Source organism: Streptomyces chartreusis NRRL 3882 (assembly GCF_900236475.1).
GTDB classification, from domain to species: Bacteria; Actinomycetota; Actinomycetes; order Streptomycetales; family Streptomycetaceae; genus Streptomyces; species Streptomyces chartreusis_D.
Window position 1 is genome coordinate 7,206,495 of sequence record NZ_LT963352.1, and the last position, 26,136, is coordinate 7,232,630.

General features: G+C 70.9%; 20 protein-coding genes. 11 read left to right on the forward strand and 9 right to left on the reverse strand.

Going from position 1 to position 26,136, the window contains the following annotated elements; genetic code table 11:
* Positions 1 to 284 precede the first annotated feature (284 nt).
* Positions 285 to 1,073 carry a ferritin-like domain-containing protein gene (locus tag SCNRRL3882_RS32645; protein WP_010045397.1) on the forward strand — a complete coding sequence of 263 codons (789 nt, stop codon included), beginning with the start codon at positions 285 to 287 and terminating at the stop codon, positions 1,071 to 1,073.
* 33 nt (positions 1,074 to 1,106) lie between these two features.
* Here the strand turns inward: SCNRRL3882_RS32645 and corA are convergent, their stop codons facing one another.
* Positions 1,107 to 2,102, reverse strand: a complete 996-nt coding sequence (corA, locus tag SCNRRL3882_RS32650; RefSeq protein WP_010045395.1) for a magnesium/cobalt transporter CorA — start codon at positions 2,100 to 2,102, stop codon at positions 1,107 to 1,109.
* A 61-nt stretch (positions 2,103 to 2,163) separates the two neighbouring features.
* On the opposite strand from corA, the gene SCNRRL3882_RS32655 reads away from it, so the two are divergent.
* The 4 genes from SCNRRL3882_RS32655 to mshC all read left to right on the forward strand — a co-directional run bounded on the left by SCNRRL3882_RS32655 (position 2,164) and on the right by mshC (position 5,637).
* Positions 2,164 to 2,850 carry a histidine phosphatase family protein gene (locus SCNRRL3882_RS32655; RefSeq protein WP_010045393.1) on the forward strand — a complete coding sequence of 229 codons (687 nt, stop codon included), beginning with the start codon at positions 2,164 to 2,166 and terminating at the stop codon, positions 2,848 to 2,850.
* Positions 2,851 to 2,928: 78 nt separating this feature from the next.
* The gene (locus SCNRRL3882_RS32660; RefSeq protein WP_010045390.1) at positions 2,929 to 3,519 is read left to right on the forward strand and encodes a DUF3090 domain-containing protein; all 591 of its coding nucleotides are present in this window, start codon (positions 2,929 to 2,931) and stop codon (positions 3,517 to 3,519) included.
* The gene (locus SCNRRL3882_RS32665; protein WP_050810312.1) at positions 3,483 to 4,313 is read left to right on the forward strand and encodes an SCO1664 family protein; all 831 of its coding nucleotides are present in this window, start codon (positions 3,483 to 3,485) and stop codon (positions 4,311 to 4,313) included. Before SCNRRL3882_RS32660 ends, SCNRRL3882_RS32665 begins: the two co-directional genes overlap by 37 nt.
* A 94-nt stretch (positions 4,314 to 4,407) precedes the next feature.
* Positions 4,408 to 5,637 (forward strand): cysteine--1-D-myo-inosityl 2-amino-2-deoxy-alpha-D-glucopyranoside ligase, encoded by a 1,230-nt coding sequence (gene mshC / locus SCNRRL3882_RS32670; RefSeq protein ID WP_010045386.1) that lies wholly within the window; start codon positions 4,408 to 4,410, stop codon positions 5,635 to 5,637.
* A gap of 76 nt (positions 5,638 to 5,713) precedes the next feature.
* On the opposite strand, the gene SCNRRL3882_RS32675 is transcribed toward mshC, so the two are convergent.
* The 6 genes from SCNRRL3882_RS32675 to SCNRRL3882_RS32700 all read right to left on the reverse strand — a co-directional run bounded on the left by SCNRRL3882_RS32675 (position 5,714) and on the right by SCNRRL3882_RS32700 (position 12,747).
* The gene (locus SCNRRL3882_RS32675; RefSeq protein WP_010045384.1) at positions 5,714 to 6,697 is read right to left on the reverse strand and encodes a PAC2 family protein; all 984 of its coding nucleotides are present in this window, start codon (positions 6,695 to 6,697) and stop codon (positions 5,714 to 5,716) included.
* 157 nt (positions 6,698 to 6,854) lie between these two features.
* Complete coding sequence (locus SCNRRL3882_RS32680) at positions 6,855 to 7,526, reverse strand: FadR/GntR family transcriptional regulator (RefSeq protein ID WP_010045382.1); 672 nt, start codon at positions 7,524 to 7,526, stop codon at positions 6,855 to 6,857.
* A gap of 126 nt (positions 7,527 to 7,652) precedes the next feature.
* Positions 7,653 to 9,269, reverse strand: a complete 1,617-nt coding sequence (locus tag SCNRRL3882_RS32685) for a glycerol-3-phosphate dehydrogenase/oxidase (protein WP_010045380.1) — start codon at positions 9,267 to 9,269, stop codon at positions 7,653 to 7,655.
* Positions 9,270 to 9,277: 8 nt separating this feature from the next.
* Complete coding sequence (gene glpK / locus SCNRRL3882_RS32690) at positions 9,278 to 10,816, reverse strand: glycerol kinase GlpK (protein ID WP_010045379.1); 1,539 nt, start codon at positions 10,814 to 10,816, stop codon at positions 9,278 to 9,280.
* 83 nt (positions 10,817 to 10,899) lie between these two features.
* Positions 10,900 to 11,694 carry an MIP/aquaporin family protein gene (locus SCNRRL3882_RS32695; RefSeq protein ID WP_010045378.1) on the reverse strand — a complete coding sequence of 265 codons (795 nt, stop codon included), beginning with the start codon at positions 11,692 to 11,694 and terminating at the stop codon, positions 10,900 to 10,902.
* 279 nt (positions 11,695 to 11,973) lie between these two features.
* Positions 11,974 to 12,747: an IclR family transcriptional regulator gene (locus SCNRRL3882_RS32700; RefSeq protein ID WP_010045377.1), complete on the reverse strand. Its 774-nt coding sequence runs from the start codon at positions 12,745 to 12,747 to the stop codon at positions 11,974 to 11,976.
* Positions 12,748 to 13,106: 359 nt separating this feature from the next.
* Between SCNRRL3882_RS32700 and metH the strand changes: the two genes are divergently transcribed.
* From metH to SCNRRL3882_RS32720, 4 genes are all read left to right on the forward strand, one after another.
* Positions 13,107 to 16,619, forward strand: a complete 3,513-nt coding sequence (metH, locus tag SCNRRL3882_RS32705; protein WP_010045376.1) for a methionine synthase — start codon at positions 13,107 to 13,109, stop codon at positions 16,617 to 16,619.
* Between the two features lie 123 nt (positions 16,620 to 16,742).
* A complete protein-coding gene (locus SCNRRL3882_RS32710; RefSeq protein ID WP_010045375.1) occupies positions 16,743 to 17,444 on the forward strand; it encodes an HAD family hydrolase in 702 nt (233 codons plus the stop codon).
* 409 nt (positions 17,445 to 17,853) lie between these two features.
* Positions 17,854 to 19,458, forward strand: a complete 1,605-nt coding sequence (locus SCNRRL3882_RS32715) for an ABC transporter substrate-binding protein (RefSeq protein WP_010045373.1) — start codon at positions 17,854 to 17,856, stop codon at positions 19,456 to 19,458.
* A 109-nt stretch (positions 19,459 to 19,567) separates the two neighbouring features.
* Positions 19,568 to 21,151, forward strand: a complete 1,584-nt coding sequence (locus tag SCNRRL3882_RS32720; protein ID WP_010045371.1) for an ABC transporter substrate-binding protein — start codon at positions 19,568 to 19,570, stop codon at positions 21,149 to 21,151.
* 75 nt (positions 21,152 to 21,226) lie between these two features.
* Here the strand turns inward: SCNRRL3882_RS32720 and SCNRRL3882_RS32725 are convergent, their stop codons facing one another.
* Entirely contained in the window at positions 21,227 to 21,898 is a 672-nt protein-coding gene (locus SCNRRL3882_RS32725; protein WP_010045368.1) for a response regulator, read from the reverse strand.
* Positions 21,899 to 21,952: 54 nt separating this feature from the next.
* A complete protein-coding gene (locus SCNRRL3882_RS32730; protein ID WP_324604465.1) occupies positions 21,953 to 22,912 on the reverse strand; it encodes a RecB family exonuclease in 960 nt (319 codons plus the stop codon).
* A 188-nt stretch (positions 22,913 to 23,100) separates the two neighbouring features.
* Between SCNRRL3882_RS32730 and SCNRRL3882_RS32735 the strand changes: the two genes are divergently transcribed.
* A complete protein-coding gene (locus SCNRRL3882_RS32735) occupies positions 23,101 to 24,903 on the forward strand; it encodes a site-2 protease family protein (protein ID WP_010045363.1) in 1,803 nt (600 codons plus the stop codon).
* 49 nt (positions 24,904 to 24,952) lie between these two features.
* Positions 24,953 to 25,855 (forward strand): tRNA (adenine-N1)-methyltransferase, encoded by a 903-nt coding sequence (locus SCNRRL3882_RS32740; RefSeq protein WP_010045361.1) that lies wholly within the window; start codon positions 24,953 to 24,955, stop codon positions 25,853 to 25,855.
* Positions 25,856 to 26,136 lie beyond the last annotated feature (281 nt).

Below are 26,136 nucleotides of genomic sequence, written 5' to 3' on the forward strand. Positions count from 1 at the left end.
ACGGCGGAACGCGTCGGAGTTGTCTGCGGCCGTGGTGGGGGCTCGGGGGTCTTCCCCGCCACGGCCGTCACGCAGAACAACGCCCCGCGCCTCCCGCGGTTACGCCGGGATCTCCCCGCCGCGGGCGGGCCGGCCCGTAGTCGTGCCGGTCTCCCGTGTCCTCCGTTCGGCGGAGTTGTCCGACGTACCTGTTGCAGCGCCTGCGGTCCCGCACTTGACTCGTTCTTTGCGACGAACCTGCGGAATCACGCAGCACGCGCACGTGCGCGGGAGAGGTGCTCACGATGCTTTCGGCCAAGAGTGTGTTCCAGGAGATCCTCGCCAACGACGAGTCCTTCGCCCTGTTCTGCTCCATCGCCGCGAGCGGCGAGTCCCAGGGCGGCTGGGAGAACGCCCGTATCGCCGCGCTCGTCCCCGACAGCGAGCGAGGACTCGCGCCCAAGATCACCCGGCACGGCGCCGACGAGGACAAGCACGGCCGGATCTTCAACGCCCTGATGAAGAAGCGCGGCCTCGACCCCGTCCCGGTCCCGCCCGAGACCGACTACACCATGCTCCTGGAGAAGAACGGCATCGGCCTCGCGCACGAGCAGCTGAGGCGCGACGAGCCGCTCACGGTCCAGGACATCGTCACCTACCTCTCGCACAGCAGGGTCACCGAACAGCGCGCCTCCGAGCAGATGGAACTGCTCCGCAAGCACTTCGCCGACGACCCGGACATCGGCCGCGCGGTCAGGCAGATCTCCAACGACGAGGACAACCACCTCGCCTACTGCCACGAGGAACTGCTGCGTTTCGCCTACGCGGGCCACGGCCGGGCCATCCAGCGGACCCTGCGCGCGTGCGCGCTCGCCGAGATCCGGATCTACCGGGACGTCAGCCTCGCCGTCATGGCGAACATGGGCCGCATCCTCGGCTGGTCCAGGGCGAAGTCGGCGGTGCTCGCGGCGGGCATCCACGCGATGTACGCGTACGAACGGCTGGGCGGCTGGCGCCGGATGGTGTCGCTGAAGATGCCCGAGCGCCGCGACGCCCTCGGCGGGCCCGCCTCCGCGGCACCCGAGTTCGCCTGAGCCCGCCCGCTCCACCACCGGCCCCGGCCCGCTCTACAACCAGCCCCGGCGCTTGAACAGCCGGAACACCAGCACCTCGAGAACGGCCATCACCGCGATCAGCGCCGGATAGGACCACTCCCAGTGCAGCTCGGGCATGTGCTCGAAGTTCATGCCGTAGATCCCCGCGACCATCGTGGGGATCGCGGCCATGGCCGCCCACGCGGAGATCTTCCGCATGTCGTCGTTCTGCCGGACGCTCATCTGCGCCAGATGCGCGGAGAGGATGTCCGACACCAGCCGGTCCAGGTTCTCCACGGACTCGTTCACGCGCGTCAGGTGATCGCTGACGTCGCGGAGGAACGGCCGGGCCCGGTCGTCCACGAACGGCACCGTCACGCCGGACGGCGCCGTGCCCGCCAGCCGGCTCATCGGCAGGGCCAGCGGCCCGGTCGCCCGGCGGAACTCCAGGACCTGCCGTTTGAAGTTGTAGATCCGGGACGCGGTGTGCCGCGAGCCCCCGTCGTCCGGGGAGAAGACCTCCGCTTCCAGCCCCTCCAGGTCGGCCTGCAACTCGGTCGCGACGTCCAGGTAGTGGTCGACGGCGGCGTCGGCGACCGCGTACAGCACGGAGGTGGGGCCGTTGCCCAGCAGCTCCGGCTCCTGCTCCAGCCGGTGCCGTACGGCCTTCAGGGGGGCGCCCTCGCCGTGCCGGACGGTCACGACGAACGAGTCGCCCAGGAAGATCATGATCTCGCCGGTGGAGACGGTGTCGCTCTGCGGCTCGTACGCCACGGGCTTGAGCACCACGAAGAGCGAGTCGTCGTACACCTCCAGCTTGGGCCGCTGGTGGGCCTTGAGGGCGTCCTCGACGGCCAGTGGATGCAGCCCGAACTCCTGCGTCACGAGATCGAATTCGCGCTCCGTCGGCTCATGCAGCCCGATCCACACGAAACCCCCCGCCGCACGGGCCTCACCCAGGGCGTCGGAGAAGTCCTCCGGCCCTTCCGACCGGTGTCCCTCGCGGTAGATGGCACAGTCGACGATCACGAAGCGAGTCTCCCGTCATTCGAACGACACCGTACGCGCGCGTGCGCCTACGCTGGACCGCATGCCCACGTTGATCCTGGTCCGGCACGGACGTTCCACCGCCAACACCGAGGGACTGCTCGCCGGCTGGACGCCGGGTGTCGCGCTCGACGAACGCGGCGCCGCGCAGGCCGCCGCGCTGCCCGGGCGGCTCGCCGAACTGCCCCTCGCCGAGATCGTCACCAGCCCGCTCCAGCGCTGCCAGGAGACGATCCGGCCCCTGCTCCGGGCCCGGCCGGACCTCAGCCCGCACACCGACGAGCGCATCGGCGAGTGCCACTACGGCGACTGGTCGGGGCGCAAGCTCGACGAGCTCAAGGACGAGCCCCTGATGGAGGTCGTGCAGGCGCACCCGTCCGCTGCGGCGTTCCCCGGCGGGGAGTCGATGCGGGCCATGCAGACCCGTGCCGCCGAGGCCGTACGCGAGTGGAACGCGCGCGTGGAGCGCGACCACGGAGCCGACGCCGTCTACCTCATGTGCTCGCACGGCGACATCATCAAGTCGCTCGTCGCGGACGCGCTCGGACTTCATCTGGACCTCTTCCAGCGGATTTCCGTTGAACCGTGTTCCATCACCGCGATCCGCTACACCCGACTGCGCCCGTTTCTCGTCCGCCTCGGCGACACCGGCGACTTCACGTCCCTGGTGCCGCGTGAGGAACCGCCGGGCGACGAGGCCCCCGTCGGGGGTGGTGCGGGCGCACCGTGATCGTCGGCCGCAGTAGGGTGAAGCGGTCGCAGCAGTGCCGTAGTCACACGGTTCCCACGATTCCAATGGAGACAGGACGTGTCCCGTCAGGTGTTCCTCTACGACCATCCGGAGCGTTTCGTGGCCGGTACGGTCGGACTGCCCGGGCGCCGTTCGTTCTTCCTCCAGGCCTCCGCCGGCTCCCGGGTGACCAGCGTGGCCCTGGAGAAGACCCAGGTCGCCGCGCTCGCCGAGCGCATGGACGAACTGCTCGACGAGGTCGTACGCCGTAGCGGAGGCAGCGCCTCCGTCCCTGCCGTCGCACCGTCGGACATCACCGACACCGCCCCGCTGGACACTCCCATCGAGGAGGAGTTCCGCGTCGGCACGATGGCGCTCGCCTGGGACGGCGACGAGCAGCTGATGATCGTCGAGGCGCAGGCGCTCGTGGAGCTCGACGCCGACTCCGAGGAGGACCTCGCCGAGGCCGAGGAGCGGCTGCTCCAGGACGAGGAGAACGGGCCCCCGATGCTGCGGGTCCGGCTCACCGGCGCGCAGGCGAGGGCCTTCGCCAAACGCGCCCTCGACATCGTCAACGCCGGGCGGCCGCCGTGCCCGCTGTGCAGCCTCCCGCTCGACCCGGAAGGACACGTATGTCCGCGCCAGAACGGATACCGCCGCGGAGCGTGACACCTCCTCCGGACGCCGCCGACCTGCTCGCCCGGGGCGAACTCACCGTGCGCGGACGCATCCGTGAGGCGTCCAACGCGGCCCTGTACTGCACGGTGTCCCACGACGGCCGGGACGCGGCGTGCATCTACAAGCCGGTCGCCGGGGAGCGGCCCCTGTGGGACTTCCCCGACGGGACGCTGGCCCAGCGCGAGGTCGCCGCGTACGAGGTCTCCGAGGCGACCGGCTGGGGCCTCGTCCCGCCCACCGTGCTGCGGGACGGCCCCTACGGCGAGGGCATGTGCCAGCTGTGGGTGGAGGCGGCGCCGGAGGCGGAGCTGCTCGCCCTGGTCGACGGGGAGGAACCGGAGCCGGGCTGGAAGGCCATCGGCTTCGCCGAGGTCGGCGAGGGCCGCACCGCGCTCCTCGTGCACGCCGACGACGAGCGGCTGCGGCGGCTCGCGGTGCTGGACGCCGTGCTCAACAACGCCGACCGCAAGGGCGGGCACCTGCTGCCGACCGGCGAGGGGCGGCTGTACGGGATCGACCACGGGGTCACCTTCAACGTCGAGAACAAGTTGCGGACCCTGCTGTGGGGGTGGGCGGGGGAGCCCCTCACCCGGGAGGCCGTCGACGTCCTCGAGGGCCTCAGGAAGGCCCTGGCGGACGGCGGTCCCCTCACCGCCCGGCTGCAGCCGCTGATCACCGGCGCGGAGATCGACGCCACACGCGCGCGGGTCGGCGCCCTGCTCGCCTCGGGGAAGCATCCCGAGCCGAGCGGGGAATGGCCGGCGATCCCCTGGCCACCCGTGTAGCAGCACATACGCCGAGCTCCCGCAAGAGTGCCTTCTCGGTCGTCCGGCCCGCTCCCATTCGTATATGGAACTTCAGTCCGGTTAGGCTCATGGCATGCATGCCTGGCCCGCTTCCGAGGTCCCCGCCCTGCCTGGTCAGGGCCGCGACCTGAGGATCCACGACACCGCGACCGGCGGCCTCGTCACCCTCGACCCCGGTCCCGTCGCCCGTATCTATGTCTGTGGCATCACCCCGTACGACGCCACGCACATAGGACACGCGGCGACCTACAACGCGTTCGACCTCGTGCAGCGCGTGTGGCTCGACACCAAGCGGCAGGTTCACTACGTCCAGAACGTCACCGACGTCGACGACCCGCTCCTGGAACGCGCCCAGCGCGACGGCCTCGACTGGGCCGCGCTCGCCGAGCGGGAGACGGCCCTCTTCCGCGAGGACATGACGGCGCTGCGGATGCTGCCGCCGCGACAGTACATAGGTGCCGTCGAGGCGATACCCGGGATCGTCCCGCTCGTCGAGCGGCTGCGCGACATGGGCGCGGCCTACGAACTCGACGGCGACGTCTACTTCTCCGTCGAAGCCGACCCGCACTTCGGCAAGGTGTCCGGGCTGGACGCCGCGGCGATGCGGCTGCTGTCCGCCGAGCGCGGCGGTGACCCGGAGCGGCCGGGCAAGAAGAACCCGCTCGACCCGATGCTGTGGATGGCGGCCCGGGAGGGCGAGCCGAGCTGGGACGGCGGATCGCTCGGACGCGGACGGCCCGGCTGGCACATCGAGTGCGTGGCCATCGCCCTCGACCACCTCGGCATGGGCTTCGACATCCAGGGCGGAGGCTCCGACCTGGCCTTCCCGCACCACGAGATGGGCGCCTCGCACGCCCAGGCCCTCACCGGCGAGTTCCCCATGGCCAAGGCGTACGTACACGCCGGCATGGTCGCCCTCGACGGCGAGAAGATGTCCAAGTCCAAGGGCAACCTGGTCTTCGTCTCCACGCTCCGGCGCGACGGCGTCGACCCGGCCGCCATCCGGCTGGCGCTGCTCGCCCACCACTACCGCGCCGACTGGGAGTGGACCGACCAGGTCCTCCGGGACGCCGTCGCACGGCTCGGCCGCTGGCGGGCCGCCGTCTCCCGGCCCGACGGGCCGCCGGCTCAGGCGCTCGTGGAGGAGATCCGCGAGGCCCTCGCGAACGACCTGGACGCCCCGGCCGCGCTCACCGCGGTCGACCGCTGGGCCGCGCTCCAGGAGCAGAGCGGCGGCACCGACGAGGGCGCCCCCGGGGTGGTCTCCCGGGCGGTGGACGCGCTGCTGGGCGTGGCGCTGTAGCCCCACGGCACGCGAAGGGGCGCCTCCCGGCCGGGAGGCGCCCCTTCTGCTGTCCTTCTGCCGTGCTCGGCCCCGCTCAGTCCTCCGACGACTCCTCGTCGTCCGTACCCGGCTTGGGCGGCTTCGGCGGGCGCGTACGGCCGCCGGGGTTGTCCCGCAGGTACGACGTGCTGTCGCTGCCGTCCGCCGTGGCGTGCCCGCCGGAGGCGGTCGGTCCGCCGCCGTCCCGGCGCCGCAGATAGCGCTCGAACTCGCGGGCGATCGCCTCGCCGGACGCCTCCGGCAGCTCGGCGGTGTCCCGGGCCTCCTCCAGCGACTGGACGTACTCGGCGACCTCGCTGTCCTCGGCGGCCAGCTGGTCCACGCCGACCTGCCAGGCGCGCGCGTCCTCGGGCAGCTCGCCCAGCGGGATGCGCACGTCGATCAGGTCCTCCAGCCGGTTCAGGAGAGCCAGCGTGGCCTTCGGGTTCGGCGGCTGCGACACGTAGTGCGGCACCGCCGCCCACAGCGAGACGGCCGGCACGCCCGCGTGCGTGCAGGCCTCCTGGAGGACGCCGACGATGCCCGTGGGCCCCTCGTACTTGGTCTCCTCCAGGTCCATGCGGCGGGCCAGGTCCGGGTCGGACGTCGTCCCGCTGATCGGCACCGGGCGGGTGTGCGGGGTGTCACCGAGCAGGGCGCCCAGGACGACCACCAGTTCCACGCCGAGTTCGTGTGCGAAGCCGAGCAGTTCGTTGCAGAACGAACGCCACCGCATGGACGGTTCGATACCCCGGACGAGGACGAGATCGCGTGGCTTGTCCCCGCCGACCCGGACCACCGACAGCCGCGTGGTCGGCCACGTGATCTTGCGGACGCCCGCTTCCATGAACACCGTGGGGCGGTTGACCTGGAAGTCGTAGTAGTCCTCGGCGTCCAGCGCCGCGAAGACCTCGCCCTTCCATTCCCTGTCCAGATGCGCGACCGCGGTGGAGGCGGCGTCGCCGGCATCGTTCCAGCCCTCGAACGCGGCCACCATGACCGGGTCGATCAGCTCGGGAACCCCCTCGAGCTCGATCACCCAGCGCCTCCTTCCGACGTGCCCTCGCGTACCCCCCAACCTTACGGCGTGCCAAGGGGGCGCCCGCAGCCCCCTCGCAGGGGGAGTGACCCCATCACTGCCCCGCGAACCACCCCTGAACACCCCGGATTCGTCCGAGCTGTCCGTGAGACCCTGGTCACAGCGTGGAGCGCAGCCACTGCTCCACGCTCGCGATGTGCACCGTCGCCCAGGAGCGCGCCGCCTCGGCGTCCCGGTCCCGCAGGGCCGCGAGGATCGCCCGGTGCTCGCGCAGGGTGCGGCCGACCGCGTCCTCCTGGGTCAGGCCGCGCCAGATCCGGGCCCGGGTGGTGGGACCCGACAGCCCGTCGAGCAGGGAGCACAGCACGGAGTTGCCCGAGCTCTGCACGATGCCCCGGTGGAACTCCAGGTCGCAGGCGACGAGGTCCTCGACGGACGGGTCGTCGCCGAGCTTGTCCAGCTGGGCCGTGAGCGCGTCGAGCTGCTGTTCGCTGATCCGCAGGGCCGCCATGGCCGTCGCGGCCGGCTCCAGGATGCGGCGGACGGCCAGGAACTCCAGGACCGTGTCGTCGCGGTGGAAGTCCACGACGAAGCTCAGCGCCTCCAGCAGGAGTTGCGGGTCGAGGCTGGTGACGTAGGTGCCGTCGCCCTGCCGGACGTCCAGGATCCGGATGAGGGAGAGGGCGCGTACGGCCTCCCGCAGGGAGTTGCGGGACAGGCCGAGGTCGGCCGCGAGTTCGCTCTCCTTGGGCAGCCGGTCGCCCGGCCGCAGCGCGCCGGAGACGATCATGCCCTTGATCTTCTCGATCGCCTCGTCGGTGACTGCCATGGCCGGCCTCCCTGTCGCTCAAGACCTCCGACGTATCAGGTCATTATGGGGGGTCGGGAACGCGGAAGGGGCGGCTCCGTCGGCGTGGAACCGCCCCTCCCGGCCAGGGGATCCCCCCGGTGGTGCCTACTTCTTGTCGAGCAGGTCCTGGACCTTGGCGCGGACGTCGTCCGTGGCCAGGCCGCGGATCGTCAGCGTCGTGCGGCGGCGCAGCACGTCGTCCTGCGTCTCGGCCCACTCGTGGTCCCGGGCCCAGACGACCTGCGCCCAGATCTCCGGGGCGTCCGGGTGGACGCGTTCGGCGAGCTCGGGGCTCTCGTTGGCCAGGCGGGCGATGTCGAACGCGAGCGAGCCGTAGTGCGTGGCCAGGTGCCTGGCGGTGTCGGCCGCCATGCGCGGGCCGGGCGCCGGGCGGTCGGTCAGCAGCCGGTGGGCGACCGCGCGCGGGTTGGCGATGCCGGGCAGCGGCAGCTTCTTCGGCAGGGAGCTGATGGGCTCGAAGTCGTCGCCCAGCGGGTGGCCCGGCAGCGACTCCAGCTTCTTCATGATGGTCCGGCCGATGTGGCGGAACGTGGTCCACTTGCCGCCCGCGACGGACAGCATGCCGCCCTTGCCCTCGGTCACCACCGTCTCGCGCTTGGCCTTCGCGGTGTCGCCGGGGCCGCCCGGCAGCACCCGCAGGCCGGCGAAGGAGTACGTGATGAGGTCCCGGCTGAGCTGCTGGTCGCGGACCGAGAAGGCGGCCTCGTCGAGGATCTGGGTTATGTCCTGCTCGGTGACCGAGACGTCCGCCGGGTCGCCCTCGAAGACCTCGTCGGTGGTGCCGAGCAGCAGCATGTCCTCCCAGGGGAGGGCGAAGGTGATGCGGTACTTGTCGATCGGGGTGGCGAGCGCGGCCTTCCAGGGGGAGGTGCGCTTCAAAACCAGGTGCGCGCCCTTCGACAGGCGGATGGACGGGGCCGCGTTCGGGTTCTCCATCTTGCGCAGGTGGTCGACCCACGGGCCGGTCGCGTTCAGCACCAGCCGGGCGTTGACGCCGAACTCGTCGCCGGACAGCCGGTCCTTGAGCTCGGCGCCGGTGACCCGGCCCTGGGTGAAGCGCAGGCCCGTCACCTCGGCGTGGTTGAGGACGACCGCGCCCGCCTCGACAGCGCCGCGGACCGTCATCAGCGCCATGCGCGCGTCGTTCATCTGGTCGTCGCCGTACACGGCCACGGCCTTGAGGTTCTCGGTGCGCAGCTCGGGCACGTCCTGTGCGGCCTTGGCCGGCGAGAGCAGGTGCCCGACGCCGTCACCGAAGGCCGACAGCGCGGAGTAGGCGAAGACGCCCGCCCCGAGCTTCGCCGCGCCGTGCGGCCCGCCCTTGTACACGGGGAGGTAGAACGTGAGCGGGTTCGCCAGGTGGGGAGCCACCTGCCGGGAGACCGCACGGCGCTCGAAGTGGTTCTCCGCCACCAGCTTCACCGCGCCGGTCTGCAGGTAGCGCAGACCGCCGTGGAGCAGCTTGGAGGAGGCGGAGGAGGTGGCACCGGCGAAGTCGCCGGCGTCGACCAGAGCCACCCTGAGGCCGGACTGCGCGGCGTGCCAGGCGGTGGAGATGCCCAGGATGCCGCCGCCGATCACGAGAAGGTCGTACGACGCCTTGGCGAGCTGCTCCCTGGTCTCGGCTCGGCTCGGGTTCGAGCCGGAGGACGGGTGCGTCCCCAGGGCAGGCACGGACTTCAGGGTGGACTGAGTGGTCATGCTGTTTCTTACTCCTCGTCCTCGAGCCAGCCCATGGTCCGCTCGACGGCCTTGAGCCAGTTCTTGTACTCACGGGCGCGGGTCTCCGCGTCCATGCGGGGGGTCCACTCGGCGGCCCGGCGCCAGTTGGCGCGCAGGTCGTCGGTGCTGTTCCAGAAGCCGACGGCGAGGCCGGCGGCGTAGGCGGCGCCGAGGCAGGTGGTCTCGGCGACCATCGGGCGCACCACGGGGGCGTCCACGAAGTCGGCGAGGGTCTGCATCAGCAGGTTGTTGGAGGTCATGCCGCCGTCGACCTTCAGGGCGGCCAGCTCCACGCCGGAGTCCTTGGTCATGGCGTCGGCGATCTCCCGCGTCTGCCAGGCGGTCGCCTCCAGGACGGCACGCGCCAGGTGCGCCTTGGTGACGTACCGGGTCAGGCCGGCGATCACCCCGCGGGCGTCGGAGCGCCAGTACGGGGCGAACAGGCCGGAGAAGGCCGGCACGAAGTAGGCACCGCCGTTGTCCTCCACCGACAGCGCGAGCGTCTCGATCTCGGCGGCCGTGGAGATCAGGCCCATCTGGTCGCGCATCCACTGCACCAGCGAACCGGTGACGGCGATCGAGCCCTCCAGGGCGTAGACCGTGTCCTGGTCGCCGATCTTGTAGCCGACGGTGGTCAGCAGGCCGCTGTACGAGTTGATGATCTTGTCACCGGTGTTCATCACCATGAAGGTGCCGGTGCCGTACGTCGACTTGGTCTCGCCCTCGGAGAAACAGGTCTGGCCGAACAGGGCCGCCTGCTGGTCGCCGAGTGCGGAGGCGACCGGGATGCCGCCGAGCAGGTCGCCCAGCTTGCCGCCCGTGATCTCGCCGTAGACCTCGGCGGAGGAGCGGATCTCGGGCAGGACCTGCTTCGGCACGCCGATGGACTCGCAGATCTTGTCGTCCCACTGCATGGTGTGCAGGTTCATCAGCATCGTGCGGGAGGCGTTGGTGACGTCCGTGACGTGCTTGCCGCCGTCGACACCGCCGGTCAGGTTCCAGATGACCCAGGTGTCCATGGTGCCGAAGAGGATGTCGCCCGCCTCGGCGCGCTCCTTCAGCCCGTCGACGTTGTCGAGCAGCCAGCGGGCCTTCGGGCCGGCGAAGTAGGAGGCGAGGGGGAGGCCCGTCTCGCGGCGGAAGCGGTCCTGGCCGACGTTGCGGCCGAGCTCGCGGCAGAGGGCGTCGGTGCGGGTGTCCTGCCAGACGATGGCGTTGTGGACCGGCTCACCGGTGTTCTTGTCCCACAGCACGGTCGTCTCGCGCTGGTTGGTGATGCCGATGGCCTTGATGTCGTCGCGGGTGATGCCGGCCTTCTCGATGGCCCCGGCGACGACCTCCTGGACGTTGGTCCAGATCTCGGTGGCGTTGTGCTCGACCCAGCCCGGCTTCGGGAAGATCTGCTCGTGCTCCTTCTGGTCGACCGACACGATCCGGCCGTCGCGGTCGAAGACGATGCAGCGGGAAGAGGTGGTGCCCTGGTCGATGGCGGCGATGAAGGGGCCGGCGGTGTGCGCGTCGGTCACTGTGTGCTCCTGGTAATTCCGGGTTTAAGGGGCTTTACGTACGGCGCGTGCTGGAAGTTTCGCGAAGGCGCGGGGGATCGCTCCTAGGCGAATGCGACGTTGTAGATGCCTGCCGCGATGGCGCCGCCGATCAGCGGACCGACCACCGGGACCCAGGCGTAGCCCCAGTCGGAGCCGCCCTTGTTGGGCAGGGGCAGCAGGGCGTGCACGATACGCGGACCGAGGTCACGGGCCGGGTTGATCGCGTAACCCGTCGGGCCGCCGAGGGAGAGGCCGATGGACACCACCACGAGCGCGGTGATCAGCGCGCCCAGCGTGCCCAGGCCGTTGCCCTTGTCGTTCAGGCCCTGGGTGAGCACGGCCAGCACCAGCACGATGGTGCCGATGATCTCCGTGGCGAGGTTCTGCCAGGCGACCCGGACCTCGGGCCCGGTGGAGAAGATGCCCAGCACGGGGCCGGCGCCCTTCTCCTGGGCCTCGACGGCCTTGGCCGTGGTGTCCTGCGCGCCCGGACCGCCGACGATCTCCCGGTCGGTGAGGTGGGCCTGGAACTGGCCGTAGTAGGCGATCCAGACCAGGGCGGCACCGATCATGGCGCCGAGGAGCTGTCCGGCCCAGTAGACCGGGACGTTCTTCCAGTCGCCGTCCTTGATCGCGATCGCCAGGGTCACGGCCGGGTTCAGATGGGCGCCGGACAGCGGCGCCGACGTGTAGACCGCCGTGAGCACCGCGAAGCCCCACCCGAAGGTGATGGCGAGCCAGCCGGCGTTGCGGGCCTTGGAAGCCTTCAGCGTGACGGCGGCGCAGACTCCGCCGCCGAGGAGGATGAGTATGGCGGTACCGATGGTCTCGCCGATGAAGATGTCGGAGCTGGACACCCGCGACTCCTTTGTCCTTCGTCCAGGGGTGAAGTTCTATACCGGCCTGGCGTTGTCACACTCTAGCGCGTATTGCCGGTAGCTGTTCGACAATGTCGACCGATGGACGGGAGTCTTGCTTCGGCGTTACGAGCACGTCAAGGGCTGTGTTGTCGAAAACACGATCGTTACTGATCGTCGCGGTCGCGCGGCCCTCCAGCGGGGGCCGCCGGCGGCCGGTGGGCACGGGCGTGCCGACGACCGGAACGCCCTGCGGCGCCCCGGTCCTCCCGTGTCCTCTCAGAACCGCCCGGCGCCCAGGTCCCGCGACACCGCGCGGGCGCAGTCCCGGACCGCCGCGATCAGCTCGGGGCGCAGCGCGCCCTCCTCGTCGGGCCGGCACAGCCGCTCCACGGCGCCCGTGATGCCGACCGCGCCGACCGGCATGCGCCGCCGGTCGTGGATGGGCGCGGCGAGGGAGGCCACGCCCTCCCAGGTCTCCTCGACGTCCGCCGCGTAACCGCGCGCGCGGGTGAGGTCGAGGAGGTGCTCGAAGTCCTCCGGCTCGCACACGGTCCGGTCGGTGAACGCCTTGCGGTCGGCCTCCAGGGCCTCGCTGTGCGCCACCGGGTCGTAGGCCGAGAGCACCTTGCCCAGCGCCGTCGAGTGCAGCGGCTGCATGGCGCCGATCTCCAGGACCTGCCGGCTGTCGTCGGGCCGGAAGACGTGGTGCACGATCAGCACGCCCTGCTGGTGCAGGACGCCCAGGTACACGCTCTCGCCGCTGGACCGGGCCAGGTCGTCGGTCCACACCAGGGCGCGCGCCCGCAGCTCGTGCACATCGAGGTAGGTGGTGCCCAGGCGCAGCAGCTCCGCGCCGAGCTGGTAGCGCCCGGAGGTGTCGTCCTGCTCCACGAAGCCCTCCTGCTGGAGGGTGCGCAGGATGCCGTGGGCGGTGCCCTTGGCCAGGCCCAGCGACGAGGCGATGTCCGACAGGCCGAGCCGCCGCTCGCCGCCCGCGAGCAGCCGCAGCATCGCGGCCGCCCGTTCGAGCGACTGGATGTTCCGTGCCATCGCCGTACTGCCTCCGTCCCCTTCGACCGCCGACAGGCGTCACCGCAGCCCTCGTTCGGCAATGTCGAACACTACCGGTCGATGCCGACCTCTCGCTAATGGCGGGTCACCATTTGTTGCGCCGGCGGGTCGCCCTGTGCCGCACGGGCGCCGCGCCGAGGTGCGTCACAGCCGGCTCCTCAGTGGCTCATAGGTGACACACGACCGTCCCGGACGCCATGCGCGTCCGTCCCGTGGACGCCCTGCCCATCCCGGCCCGCTCCCGGTTAGGCTGGCGCCGTGCGCCCATCCCCGGATGCCCTCCGTGTGTCCGGGAAGCCGCATAGCCGACAGCCGTCGCACCCGAGGGAGCCCTTTACATGGCCTCGTTGCCACCGACCCCTTCCGACAGCCGGACCCGTGTGTCCGCCCTCCGAGAGGCCCTGGCCAGCCGTGTGGTCGTGGCCGACGGGGCCATGGGCACCATGCTCCAGGCGCAGGACCCGACGCTCGAGGACTTCGAGAATCTCGAAGGCTGTAACGAGATCCTCAACCTGACCCGGCCGGACATCGTCCGTTCCGTCCACGAGGCGTACTTCGCGGTCGGCGTCGACTGCGTCGAGACCAACACCTTCGGCGCCAACCACACGGCCGCGGCGGAGTACGAGATCTCCGACCGGGTGCACGAGCTGTCCGAGGCGGGTGCCCGGATCGCCCGCGAGGTGGCCGACGAGTACGCCGCCCGGGACGGCCGGCCGCGCTGGGTGCTCGGCTCGGTCGGCCCGGGGACCAAGCTGCCCACGCTCGGCCACGTCACCTACGGCACCATCCGCGACGGCTACCAGGCCAACGCCGAGGGCCTGCTCGCCGGCGGCGCGGACGCGCTGCTGGTGGAGACCACCCAGGACCTGCTCCAGACGAAGGCCTCCGTCCTCGGCGCCCGCCGTGCCATGGAGGCCACCGGCGTCGAGGTGCCCCTGCTGTGCTCGATGGCCTTCGAGACCACGGGCACCATGCTGCTCGGCTCCGAGATCGGCGCGGCGCTGACCGCGCTGGAGCCCCTCGGCATCGACATGATCGGCCTGAACTGCTCCACCGGCCCGGCGGAGATGAGCGAGCACCTGCGCTATCTGACGCGACACTCGCGCATCCCGCTGCTGTGCATGCCGAACGCCGGCCTGCCGATCCTCACCAAGGACGGCGCCCACTTCCCGCTCGACCCCGAGGGCCTGGCCGACGCCCAGCAGAACTTCGTCCGGGACTACGGCCTGTCGCTGGTCGGCGGATGCTGCGGCACCACGCCGGAGCACCTGCGGCAGTTGGTGGAGCGCGTCCGGGACGTCACCCCGAGCGAGCGCAGCCCGCAGCCCGAGCCGGGCGCCGCCTCGCTCTACCAGAGCGTGCCGTTCCGGCAGGACACCTCCTACCTGGCCATCGGTGAGCGCACCAACGCCAACGGCTCGAAGAAGTTCCGCGAGGCCATGCTGGAGGGCCGCTGGGACGACTGCGTGGAGATGGCCCGCGAGCAGATCCGCGAGGGCGCGCACATGCTCGACCTGTGCGTGGACTACGTCGGCCGCGACGGCGTCGCCGACATGGAGGAGCTGGCCGGCCGCTTCGCCACCGCCTCCACGCTGCCGATCGTGCTGGACTCCACCGAGGTCGACGTGATCCGGGCCGGTCTGGAGAAGCTCGGCGGCCGGGCGGTGATCAACTCGGTGAACTACGAGGACGGCGCCGGCCCCGAGTCCCGCTTCGCCAAGGTCACCCAGCTCGCCAAGGAGCACGGCGCCGCCCTCATCGCGCTGACCATCGACGAGGAGGGCCAGGCCCGCACCGCCGAGAAGAAGGTCGAGATCGCCGAACGGCTCATCGACGACCTGACCGGCAACTGGGGCATCCACGAGGAGGACATCCTCGTCGACTGCCTGACCTTCACCATCTGCACCGGTCAGGAGGAGTCCCGCAAGGACGGCATCGCCACCATCGAGGGCATCCGCGAGCTGAAGCGGCGCCACCCGAAGGTGCAGACCACGCTCGGCCTGTCCAACATCTCCTTCGGCCTCAACCCGGCCGCCCGTATCCTGCTCAACTCCGTCTTCCTGGACGAGTGCGTCAAGGCGGGCCTGGACTCGGCGATCGTGCACGCGTCGAAGATCCTTCCGATCGCCCGCTTCAGCGAGGAGGAGGTCCAGACGGCTCTGGACCTCATCTACGACCGCCGCGCCGAGGGCTACGACCCGCTGCAGAAGCTGATGCAGCTGTTCGAGGGCGCCACCGCCAAGTCCCTCAAGGCCGGCAAGGCCGAGGAACTGGCCGCCCTGCCGCTGGACGAGCGCCTCAAGCGGCGCATCATCGACGGCGAGCGCAACGGACTCGAAGCGGACCTGGACGAGGCCCTGCGGGAGCGGCCCGCGCTCGACATCGTCAACGAGACCCTGCTGGAGGGCATGAAGGTCGTCGGCGAGCTGTTCGGCTCCGGGCAGATGCAGCTGCCGTTCGTCCTGCAGTCCGCCGAGGTGATGAAGACGGCCGTCGCCCACCTCGAACCGCACATGGAGAAGACCGACGAGGCCGGCAAGGGCACCATCGTGCTCGCCACCGTGCGCGGCGACGTGCATGACATCGGCAAGAACCTCGTCGACATCATCCTGACCAACAACGGCTACAACGTCGTCAACCTGGGCATCAAGCAGCCGGTCTCCGCGATCCTGGACGCCGCCGAGGAGCACAAGGCCGACGTCATCGGCATGTCCGGCCTCCTGGTCAAGTCCACCGTGATCATGAAGGAGAACCTGGAGGAGCTGAACACCCGCGGCCTCGCCGCCCGCTTCCCGGTCATCCTCGGCGGGGCCGCCCTCACCCGCGCCTACGTCGAGCAGGACCTGCACGAGATCTACGAGGGCGAGGTCCGCTACGCCCGCGACGCCTTCGAGGGCCTGCGCCTGATGGACGCCCTGATCGGCGTCAAGCGGGGCGTGCCGGGCGCGAAGCTGCCCGAGCTGAGGCAGCGCCGCGTGCGGGCCACCGCCCCGGCCGCCGTCGAGGAGCGCCCCGAGGAGGGGCACGTCCGCTCCGACGTCGCCACCGACAACCCCGTCCCCGAGCCGCCTTTCCGCGGCACCCGCGTGATCAAGGGCATCCAGCTCAAGGAGTACGCGAGCTGGCTCGACGAGGGCGCCCTGTTCAAGGGCCAGTGGGGCCTCAAGCAGGCCCGCACCGGCGAGGGCCCCTCCTACGAGGAACTCGTCGAGAGCGAGGGCCGGCCCCGGCTGCGCGGGCTGCTGGACAAGCTCCAGACGGAGAACCTGCTGGAGGCGGCCGTGGTCTACGGCTACTTCCCGTGCGTCTCCAAGGACGACGACCTGATCATCCTGGACGAGCAGGGCAACGAGCGCACCCGCTTCACCTTCCCGCGCCAGCGCCGCGGCCGGCGCCTGTGCCTGGCCGACTTCTTCCGCCCGGAGGAGTCCGGCGAGACGGACGTCGTGGGCCTCCAGGTCGTCACCGTCGGCTCGCGCATCGGCGAGGAGACCGCGCGGCTCTTCGAGGCCAACGCCTACCGCGACTACCTCGAACTGCACGGCCTGTCCGTGCAGCTGGCCGAGGCGCTCGCCGAGTACTGGCACGCGCGCGTGCGCTCCGAACTCGGCTTCGCGGGCGAGGACCCGGACGAGATGCAGGGCATGTTCGAGCTGAAGTACCGGGGCGCCCGCTTCTCCCTCGGCTACGGCGCCTGCCCCAACCTGGAGGACCGCGCGAAGATCGCCGACCTGCTCCAGCCGGAGCGCATCGGCGTCCACCTGTCCGAGGAGTTCCAGCTGCACCCCGAGCAGTCCACGGACGCCATCGTGATCCACCACCCGGAGGCCAAGTACTTCAACGCCCGCTGAGCCCCTCCCGGGCGCCCGGGCCAAAAGAAGCGTTTCGTCCGCGCACGACGTAGACTGGTCGGTCCACCGCAGGCCGGTTCCCTTCCGGGAACCGGCCTGAACGTCCCTCAAGGAGGTACGTGGATGACCAGTACGGTCCCCGCGCTCGGCACCCTTACGGCCGAAGGTTCAGCTCTGCAAGCCGTGCTGCTCGACATGGACGGCACCCTGGTGGACACGGAGGGCTTCTGGTGGGACGTCGAGGTCGAGGTCTTCGCCTCCCTCGGCCACATGCTCGACGAGTCCTGGCGCCATGTCGTGGTCGGCGGCCCCATGACCCGCAGCGCGGGGTTCCTGATCGAGGCCACCGGCGCGGACATCACCCTCGACGAGCTCACCGTGCTCCTCAACGACGGCTTCGAGGACCGCATCGGCCGTGCCCTGCCGCTGATGCCCGGAGCCGGCCGGCTGCTGGCCGAGCTGTACGAGTACGAGATCCCCACGGCCCTGGTCTCCGCCTCGCACCGGCGCATCATCGACCGGGTGCTGACCTCCCTGGGCGCCCACCACTTCAGCCTCACGGTGGCCGGTGACGAGGTGCCGCGCACCAAGCCCCATCCCGACCCGTACCTGGCGGCCGCCGCCGGACTCGGCGTCGACCCCGCCCGGTGCGCCGTCATCGAGGACACCGCGACCGGAGTCGCCGCCGCCGAGGCCGCGGGCTGCCGGGTCGTGGCGGTGCCCTCCGTGGCCCCCATCGCACCGGCCTTGAGGCGCACGGTCGTCACGTCTCTCGAAGAGGTCGACCTGACATTTCTGCACGGCCTGATGACGGAAATGCGCTAGGTGTTCACCCAGCGTGCAGCGGTGTTAGGGCGGTAATTCCGAAGGTGAATTCGAAGTCCTCCGGATGACCGAATTCCCCTACCTTCGCACCCGTTTACGGGTGTGACGTTCCCCACGCGGTCCGGGGTCGACAGCAGGGCAGACGTGTGCTGTGCACCCCCTCCGGGGAGCCGTCGGCGTGCCTTTGTGTCCCGATTGGTGGGACGCTGCACCAAAGCTTCCACCATCGGGTTTTCGGTCTGTCCACGCCCGGTTCCGCAGCGTGATGGGCCCTCAACTCCGGTGGCTGCGAACCCTCCTGCCGGCCGCGACTAATCTCATTGCGAGAACATCGCCCCACCCCCGTGATCCGCTGCGCCACCCCTGCATGCCGGGTACACGGAGTCGACAGCTCTGGAGAAACTCGAGCATGAACCGCAAGACTTTGGTGCTGCCGGCCGTGATCGGCCTGCTCGCGCCGGTGCTCGCCGCCTGCGGCGGGTCCGACAGCGGGAGCGACAACGGCGACGCGATCGTCGTCGGCACCACGGACCGGTTCACCGCCTCGAAGGACGCCCCCGCGCCCCTCGACCCGGCGTACGCCTACGACGTCGGCACCTGGAACATCCTGCGCCAGACCGTGCAGACCCTGATGATCCAGCCGCGCGGTGAGGGCGAGCCGGTACCCGAGGCCGCCGAACGGTGCGGCTTCACCGACACCGGCAACGAGCGCTACGCCTGCACCCTGCGCGACGGCCTGAAGTTCGCGAACGGCGACCCCGTCACCGCGGCCGACGTCAAGTACTCCATCGACCGCGCCCGTTCCCTCAAGGCCGACAGCGGCGTGTTCGCGCTGCTGTCCACCATCGACACCGTCGAGACGCAGGGCGACCGCGAGGTCGTCTTCCACCTCAAGACCGCCGACGCGACCTTCCCGTACAAGCTGTCGACCCCGGTCGCCGGCATCGTCGACCCCGACGACTACCCGAAGAACAAGCTGCGCGACGGCTTCGACATCCAGGGCTCCGGCCCGTACACCATGAAAGCCGACGTCGAGAACGGCCAGCTGGTCAAGGCCGAGTTCACCCGGAACTCCCGCTACAAGGGGAGCCTGAAGGTGAACAACGGCAAGGTCGAGATGGTCTCCTTCAAGGACGCCGACTCCATGGGCGAGGCCCTGAACAAGGGCGACATCGACCTGATGACCCGTGCCATGTCGCCGGAGCAGATCCGCAAGCTCTCCGGTGACGCGGACACCGACATCGACCTCGTCGAGATGCCCGGCCTGGAGATCCGGTACCTGGGCTTCAACACCGACGCCCCGACCGTGAAGTCCAAGGCCGTACGCCAGGCGATGGCCCAGGTCGTCAACCGCAGCGAACTGGTCTCCAAGGTCTACGGCTCCCAGGCCGAGCCGCTGTACTCGCTCGTCCCCGCCAGCATCACCGGCCACTCCAACTCGTTCTTCAACAGGTACGGCGACCCGAACGTCACCAAGGCCCGCGCCCTGCTGAACCAGGCGAACGTCACCACCCCGGTGAAGCTCACGCTGCACTACACGACCGACCACTACGGTCCGGCCACCAAGCAGGAGTTCGAGGTCCTCCGCGACCAGCTGAACTCCAGCGGCCTGTTCGACGTCAGCATCAAGGGCACGCCGTGGGACGCCTTCCGCCCGGCCGAGAAGAAGGGCGAGTACGACGTCTACGGCATGGGCTGGTTCCCGGACTTCCCGGACGCCGACAACTTCCTCGCGCCGTTCCTGGACAAGGACAACACCCTCGGCTCGCCGTACGACAACAGGCGGATCCGCAACACCCTGATCCCGGAGTCCCGCCGGGAGGCGGACCGGCTGTCCGCCTCCACCAGCCTGACGGACATTCAGGACATCGTCGCCTCCGACGTGCCGGTGCTGCCGCTGTGGCAGGGCAAGCAGTACGTCGCCGCGCGCGACGACATCACGGGTACCGCGTACGCCCTCAACTCCTCGTCGACGCTCCAGCTGTGGGAGCTCGGCCGGGGCGTGAGTGGCTGACGGACCCAATGGAACCCCGGGGGCCGGTGACCGCGGCCCCCGGGGAACCGTGCCCCGGAGCCAGGGACATGCTCCGGGCGTTCTCGAGAACCGACGACAGGGCACACACGTGAACATTCGCAACCAGTGGCCGGTCCTGCCCATCGTGGCGGGGCTCGCCTCCGGCCTGCTGACCGGCTGTGGCACGGAGACCGGAGACTCCGCGGGGGACGGCTCCAACGTCGTGGTGGGGATGTCCGACGACGTCCTGGCCACGGACCCGGCCTCCGGCTACGACCCCGGCTCCTGGCTGTTGTTCAACAACGTCTTCCAGTCGCTGCTCAGCTTCCCCAAGGGCGCCACGGAACCCCAGCCGGAGGCCGCCGAGAGCTGCGCCTTCAGCGACACGCAGACCACGGTCTACAAGTGCACGCTGAAGGACGGCCTCAAGTTCAGCAACGGTGACGAGCTCACCTCCGAGGACGTCAAGTTCTCCTTCGACCGCATGCTGAAGATCAACGACCCCGACGGGCCCGCGATCATGTTCCCCACGCTGGAGAAGGTCGAGACGCCGGACGAGAAGACGGTCGTCTTCCGGCTCAACACGGCCGACGCCACCTTCCCGAGCAAGATCGCCTCCGGCGCCGGCTCCATCGTCGACCACCGCGAGTACGACGCGGACGGGCTGCGCGAGGACGGCAAGGCCGTCGGCTCCGGCCCCTACCAGCTCGACTCGATCGACGACGAGCAGGCCGTCTTCTCCGTCAACGAGAACTACAAGGGCACCGCCGAGGTGAAGAACACCGGCGTGACGCTCAAGTTCTTCGACGGCGACCAGACCGCCCTGAAGCAGGCGATCCAGGCCGGGGACGTCGACATCGCCTACCGCGGCCTGACCGCCGGCGACATCGCGGACATGGAGAAGGCCGACAACGGCACCGGCGTGGAGGTCGTTGAGGGCAGCAGCGCCGAGGTCCAGCACCTGGTGTTCAACATGAACGACCCGGTCGCCGGAAAGACCGGCGTGCGCAAGGCCATCGCCCACCTGCTCGACCGCGAAGCCCTCATCAAGGACGTCTACCAGGGCACCGCGACCCCGCTGTACTCGATCATCCCGGCGGGGATCGCCGGCCACAACACGGCCTTCTTCGACACCTACGGCGCCCGCCCCTCCAAGTCCAAGGCGGCCGAGGCGCTGCGCGCCGACGGCATCACCGGCAAGGTGAAGCTGACCCTGTGGTCGACGCCGTCCCGCTACGGCCCCGCCACCGACCAGGAGCTGAACGCCATCGCCGGCCAGCTCAACGCCAGCGGCCTGTTCGACGCCGACGTCAAGTCCGTCCCCTTCGGCCAGTACGAGAAGGACATCGCCGCCGGCAAGTACGGCGTCTACGTGAAGGGCTGGGTGCCCGACTACCCGGACGCCGACAACTTCACGGCCCCGTTCTTCGGCAAGGGCAACGTGCTGGGCAACAACTACGACAACAGCACCATCACCGGCACGCTCATCCCGCGCACGGCCGCCCTGACCAACCGCGCCGGCACCGACAAGGAGTTCGGCGAGCTCCAGGACATCGTCGCCGACGAACTGCCGGTCCTGCCCGTGTGGCAGGCCAAGCAGTACGCGGTCGTCCGTGACGGCGTCTACGGACTGGAGTACTGCCTCGACGCGTCCACCGTGTTCCGCTTCTGGGAGCTGAGCAAGGACGTCTGACCCACCCGCGGGAAAGAGGGCGCCCCCTGCCGAGCAGGGGGCGCCCTCTTCGTGTTCCGGGTGGTGGGGAGAGGCCTACTGCGCGCCGGGGCGCACCAGCCCGCTCTCGTACGCGTACACCGCGGCCTGCACGCGGTCGCGCAGGCCCAGCTTGGTGAGCACGTGCCCGACGTGCGTCTTGACGGTGGTCTCGCTGACGAACAGGTCCGCGGCGATCTCGGCGTTGGACAGCCCGCGCGCCACCAGCTTCAGCACCTCGACCTCGCGGTCGGTGAGCGTGTGCAGCGTGTCCGGCACCGGCTCCTCGCCCGACGGCAGATGCGTGGCGTACTTGTCGAGCAGCCGCCTGGTGATGCTCGGCGCGAGCATCGCCTCGCCCGCGGCCACGACCCGGATCGCCTGCACCAGCTCGTTGGCCGGAGCGTCCTTCAGCAGGAAGCCGCTGGCACCGGCCCGCAGCGCCTCCACCACGTACTCGTCGAGGTCGAAGGTGGTCAGCACCAGGACCTTCGCCGGGCCGTCCCGCCCGGGACCGGTGATCTGCCGGGTCGCCTCCACACCGTCCATCCGCGGCATGCGGATGTCCATCAGGACCACATCGGGCTGCAGCGCCCGCACCTGGTCGAGCGCCTGGAGGCCGTCTCCGGCCTCGCCGACGACCGCGAGGTCCTGCTCGGCCTCCAGGATCATCCGGAAGCCCGTGCGGAGCAGCGGCTGGTCGTCGACCAGTAGGACGCGGATGGCCACGTAAGTCTCCTTCGCTAGTCCGGCCCCATTCTGCCCTGCGCGAGGCCGCCGGACTCAGCCGCCCTGGCCGGTCACCCGCAGCGGCAGCGGGTACGGCGGGGGAGTGCCGCCGAACTCCGGGCAGTGGGCCTGGTGGTCGCACCAGCCGCACAACTTCGTGGGACGCGGCCGCCAGTCGCCCGTCTCGGTCGCCAGCCGGATCGCCTCCCACAGCGCGAGCAGCTTGCGCTCGACCCGCTCCAGGTCGGCGAGGACCGGGTCGTACGTCAGCACCTGGCCGCTGCCGAGATAGACCAGCTGGAGCCGCCTCGGGACCACGTTCTTCAGCCGCCAGACGACGAGGGCGTAGAACTTCATCTGGAACAGGGCGCCCTCGGAGTACTCGGGCCTGGGCGCCTTGCCCGTCTTGTAGTCGACGATCCGGACCTCGCCCGTGGGCGCCACGTCGACCCGGTCGATGATGCCGCGCAGCCGCAGCCCGGACTCCAGCTCGGCCTCGACGAACAGCTCCCGCTCGGCCGGCTCCAGCCGGCTGGGGTCCTCCAGGGTGAACCAGCGCTCGACGAGCTGCTCGGCCTCGCCCAGCCAGCGCGCCAGCCGCTCGCCCTCGGGGTCGTCGGCGAAGAGCTCCACGACCTCCGGCCGCGTCTGACGCAACCGGTCCCATTGCCCCGGGATCAGCGACTTCGCCCGGGGCGCCGTGCGCTCGGCCGCCGGGGCGTCGAAGAGGCGCTCCAGCACCGCGTGCACCAGCGTGCCCCTGGTCGCCGCCTCGCTCGGCTTCTCCGGCAGCCGGTCGATGACCCGGAAGCGGTAGAGCAGCGGGCACTGCATGAAGTCACTGGCACGCGAGGGGGACAGCGAGGCGGGCGGTACGGCCGGTCGCGCGGTCTCGCCCGCCGTCTCCACCGCCGTCTCGATGACCGCCTCCACGGGCCCGGCCGGGACCGGCGGGTCCTCCGCCGCGGCAGGGCTGCTGTCGGGCTGCGCCGCGCCCTCGGTGCTCGTCTCCATGCCCCAGACCATACGGGCCGCCACTGACAGTGACCCAGCCGCGGTCTCGCCGTGGGCAGGAGTGAGGAGGCGGGACGGAGGGAAACTCAGGGGTGCCGGGGCGGAAGGCACCTCGACGGACGCATACCATCGACTCGAGACCCTCCCGTCCGGCAGGCGCGGGAGACGATTCGAACGAGGGGACACCGGTGGACGAGAGCGGCGGGCGCGGGCAGCCGCGGTCCGGCAACGAGGAGTCGGCCGAGCGCCACGCGGGGTCTCCGGCCCGGGCCACCGACCCGACCCCCGCCGACGAACAGTCCACGGACGTACGGCGGTTCACCTCCACGAGCGACGACGACGCCCCTGCCGCGCCGCCGCCGGCCCGGCCGGAGGACCGCCCGTCCCCACAGACGCCGGAACCGGCGGCCGACCCGGCAGCGGCCGAGGCCCCCGACGCCGCACCGGGAGACCCGGAACCCGGCCAGGACCCAGCCGCCGCCACCACCGACGGCCCCCCGGACCGACAGCCGACGCAAGCCTCCCCCCAGGGGCACCCGGACCGCCCGGAGGCCTCCGCGCACGGCGAGGACGACGGCAGCGGCCGTCCGGAGGGCGACGCGCACGCGGACCGCCCCGAGCCCGATGCCCTGCGCAAGGCCCCCGCCCGCGGCGACCACGACGGCGGCAGCCGTCCGTCGGGGGCCGACGCGCACCCCGACCGTGCCTACGCCACCGGTCCGCACACCGGCTCCGCCGCGGGCAAGCCCGATGCGCACGGCCGGCACGTCGCCCCCGGCACCGGTGACCGCCCGCTCGCGCACTCGGCCGACGGCAAGGGCCCCGCGCCCCAGCGCCCGGAGCCGCGAGGCGGACTGCTGATGGGGCGACCGTTCGGCGTTCCCGTCTACGTCGCGCCCAGCTGGTTCCTCGTCGCCGCGTTGATCACCTGGGTGTTCGGCGGACAGCTGGAGCGCGTGCTGCCCGAACTCGGCGCCGCCCGCTACCTGGTCTCCCTGTTCTTCGCCGTCGCCTTCTACGCGTCCGTGCTGGTGCACGAACTGGCCCACACGGTCGCCGCGCTCCGCTTCAAGCTCCCGGTCCGCCGCATCCAGCTCCAGTTCTTCGGCGGCGTCTCGGAGATCGAGAAGGAGGCCGAGACCCCCGGACGGGAGTTCGTGCTCGCCTTCGTCGGACCGCTGCTCTCCCTCGTCCTGGCCGGTGTCTTCTACGCCGCCATGCAGACCGTGGAGCCCGGCACGGTTCCGGGCGTCCTGCTGGCCGGCCTGATGATCTCCAACCTCATCGTGGCCGCCTTCAACCTCCTGCCCGGCCTGCCCCTGGACGGCGGCCGCATGCTCCGCGCGGTCGTCTGGAAGATCACCGGCAAGCCGATGAGCGGCACCGTCGCCGCCGCCTGGGTCGGCCGCGCCCTCGCCGTCTCCGTCCTGATCGGCCTGCCCCTGCTGACCCAGTCCGGCGCCCTCGGCACCGACGCCGTGGACAACGTCGGCATGGACACGGTCCTGGACGCCCTGCTCGCCGCCATCCTCGCCGCGATCATCTGGACCGGCGCCGGCAACAGCCTGCGCATGGCCCGCCTGCGCGAGCACCTCCCCGAACTGCGCGCCCGCGCGCTCACCCGCCGTGCCGTCCCGGTCGAGACCGACACCCCGCTCTCGGAGGCCCTGCGACGCGCCAACGCCGCCGGCGCCCGCGCCCTGGTCGTCGTCGACGCCCACGGCAACCCCGTCTCCCTCGTCCGCGAGGCCGCCATCGTCGGCGTACCCGAACACCGCCGCCCCTGGGTCGCGGTCAGCGGCCTGGCCCAGGACCTGACCGACGGCATGCGCGTCTCGGCGGAACTGTCCGGCGAGGAGCTCCTGGACGCCCTCCGGGCGACCCCCGCGACCGAGTACCTGGTGGTGGAGGAGACCGGCGAGATCTACGGCGTCCTGTCCGCGGCCGACGTGGAACGAGCCTTCGTGAAGGCCATGGCCCGTCCCTCCTAGTGGCCGGACCGTGGTCGGAGGCCCTCCCAGGTGCCGGTAGGCTGGTCACATGTCCGAACCGACCGGTGCCGCCCGCAGGCGCGGGCCCTTCAAGGTCGGGGACCAGGTACAGCTGACCGACCCCAAGGGCCGCCACTACACGTTCACGCTCGAGGCCGGGAAGAACTTCCACACCCACAAGGGTTCCTTCCCGCACGACGAACTGATCGGCGCTCCCGAGGGCAGCGTTGTCCGCACCACGGGAAACGTCGCCTACCTCGCGCTGCGCCCCCTGCTCCCCGACTACGTCCTGTCCATGCCCCGCGGGGCAGCCGTCGTCTACCCGAAGGACGCGGGGCAGATCCTCGCCTTCGCCGACATCTTCCCCGGCGCCCGCGTCGTGGAGGCCGGCGTCGGCTCCGGCTCGCTCAGCAGCTTCCTGCTGCGCGCCATCGGCGACCAGGGCATGCTGCACAGCTACGAGCGCCGCGCGGACTTCGCCGAGATCGCCCAGGCGAACGTAGAGCGCTACTTCGGCGGCCCGCACCCCGCCTGGCAGCTCACCGTCGGCGACCTCCAGGACAACCTGTCCGACACCGACGTCGACCGCGTCATCCTCGACATGCTCGCCCCCTGGGAGTGCCTGGAGGCCGTCTCCAAGGCGCTGGTCCCCGGCGGCATCCTGTGCTGCTACGTGGCGACCACCACCCAGCTCGCCCGGACCGTCGAGTCCATCCGTGAGATCGGCTGCTTCAACGAGCCGACCTCCTGGGAGACGATGATCCGCAACTGGCACATCGAGGGCCTGGCCGTCCGCCCGGACCACCGGATGATCGGCCACACGGGCTTCCTGCTCACGGCCCGCCGCCTCGCCGACGGCGTCGAGCCGCCCATGCGCCGCCGCCGCCCCGCCAAGGGCGCCTACGGCGAGGACTACGCCGGCCCGAACGCCGACGGCGGCACCGGCCGCTGAGACGGCCCGCCGCCCCGCACAACGCACAGGCGCCGTGGCGGAGTTCCCGGACCCACTCCGGAACTCCGCCACGGCGCCTCACTGTTGCCCCCCGGGGTGCCGCCGCGGGTGAACCGGCGCATGTCCCCCTTGACCTGAAACAGGCCCCCGGCGGCCCGCCTTGCCGACGTGGCGCGGGGCCGGCGGCGGCCCGCGCCGGCACGTGCTCGCTGACACAGCGGCAGGGACCGTAACCCTTCTGACTTCCCCGGCGCGGGACGTGCACACCCCGCCGTTCCCTC

Coding starts and splice junctions, on each gene's coding strand:
- SCNRRL3882_RS32645 (WP_010045397.1), top strand. CDS start 285: ATGCTTTCGGCCAAGAGTGTGTTCCAGGAGATCCTCGCCAACGACGAG.
- SCNRRL3882_RS32665 (WP_050810312.1), top strand. CDS start 3,483: ATGTCCGCGCCAGAACGGATACCGCCGCGGAGCGTGACACCTCCTCCG.
- SCNRRL3882_RS32685 (WP_010045380.1), bottom strand. CDS start 9,269: ATGACCACTCAGTCCACCCTGAAGTCCGTGCCTGCCCTGGGGACGCAC.
- SCNRRL3882_RS32655 (WP_010045393.1), top strand. CDS start 2,164: ATGCCCACGTTGATCCTGGTCCGGCACGGACGTTCCACCGCCAACACC.
- SCNRRL3882_RS32700 (WP_010045377.1), bottom strand. CDS start 12,747: ATGGCACGGAACATCCAGTCGCTCGAACGGGCGGCCGCGATGCTGCGG.
- SCNRRL3882_RS32730 (WP_324604465.1), bottom strand. CDS start 22,912: ATGGAGACGAGCACCGAGGGCGCGGCGCAGCCCGACAGCAGCCCTGCC.
- SCNRRL3882_RS32715 (WP_010045373.1), top strand. CDS start 17,854: ATGAACCGCAAGACTTTGGTGCTGCCGGCCGTGATCGGCCTGCTCGCG.
- SCNRRL3882_RS32710 (WP_010045375.1), top strand. CDS start 16,743: ATGACCAGTACGGTCCCCGCGCTCGGCACCCTTACGGCCGAAGGTTCA.
- SCNRRL3882_RS32680 (WP_010045382.1), bottom strand. CDS start 7,526: ATGGCAGTCACCGACGAGGCGATCGAGAAGATCAAGGGCATGATCGTC.
- SCNRRL3882_RS32740 (WP_010045361.1), top strand. CDS start 24,953: ATGTCCGAACCGACCGGTGCCGCCCGCAGGCGCGGGCCCTTCAAGGTC.
- mshC (WP_010045386.1), top strand. CDS start 4,408: ATGCATGCCTGGCCCGCTTCCGAGGTCCCCGCCCTGCCTGGTCAGGGC.
- metH (WP_010045376.1), top strand. CDS start 13,107: ATGGCCTCGTTGCCACCGACCCCTTCCGACAGCCGGACCCGTGTGTCC.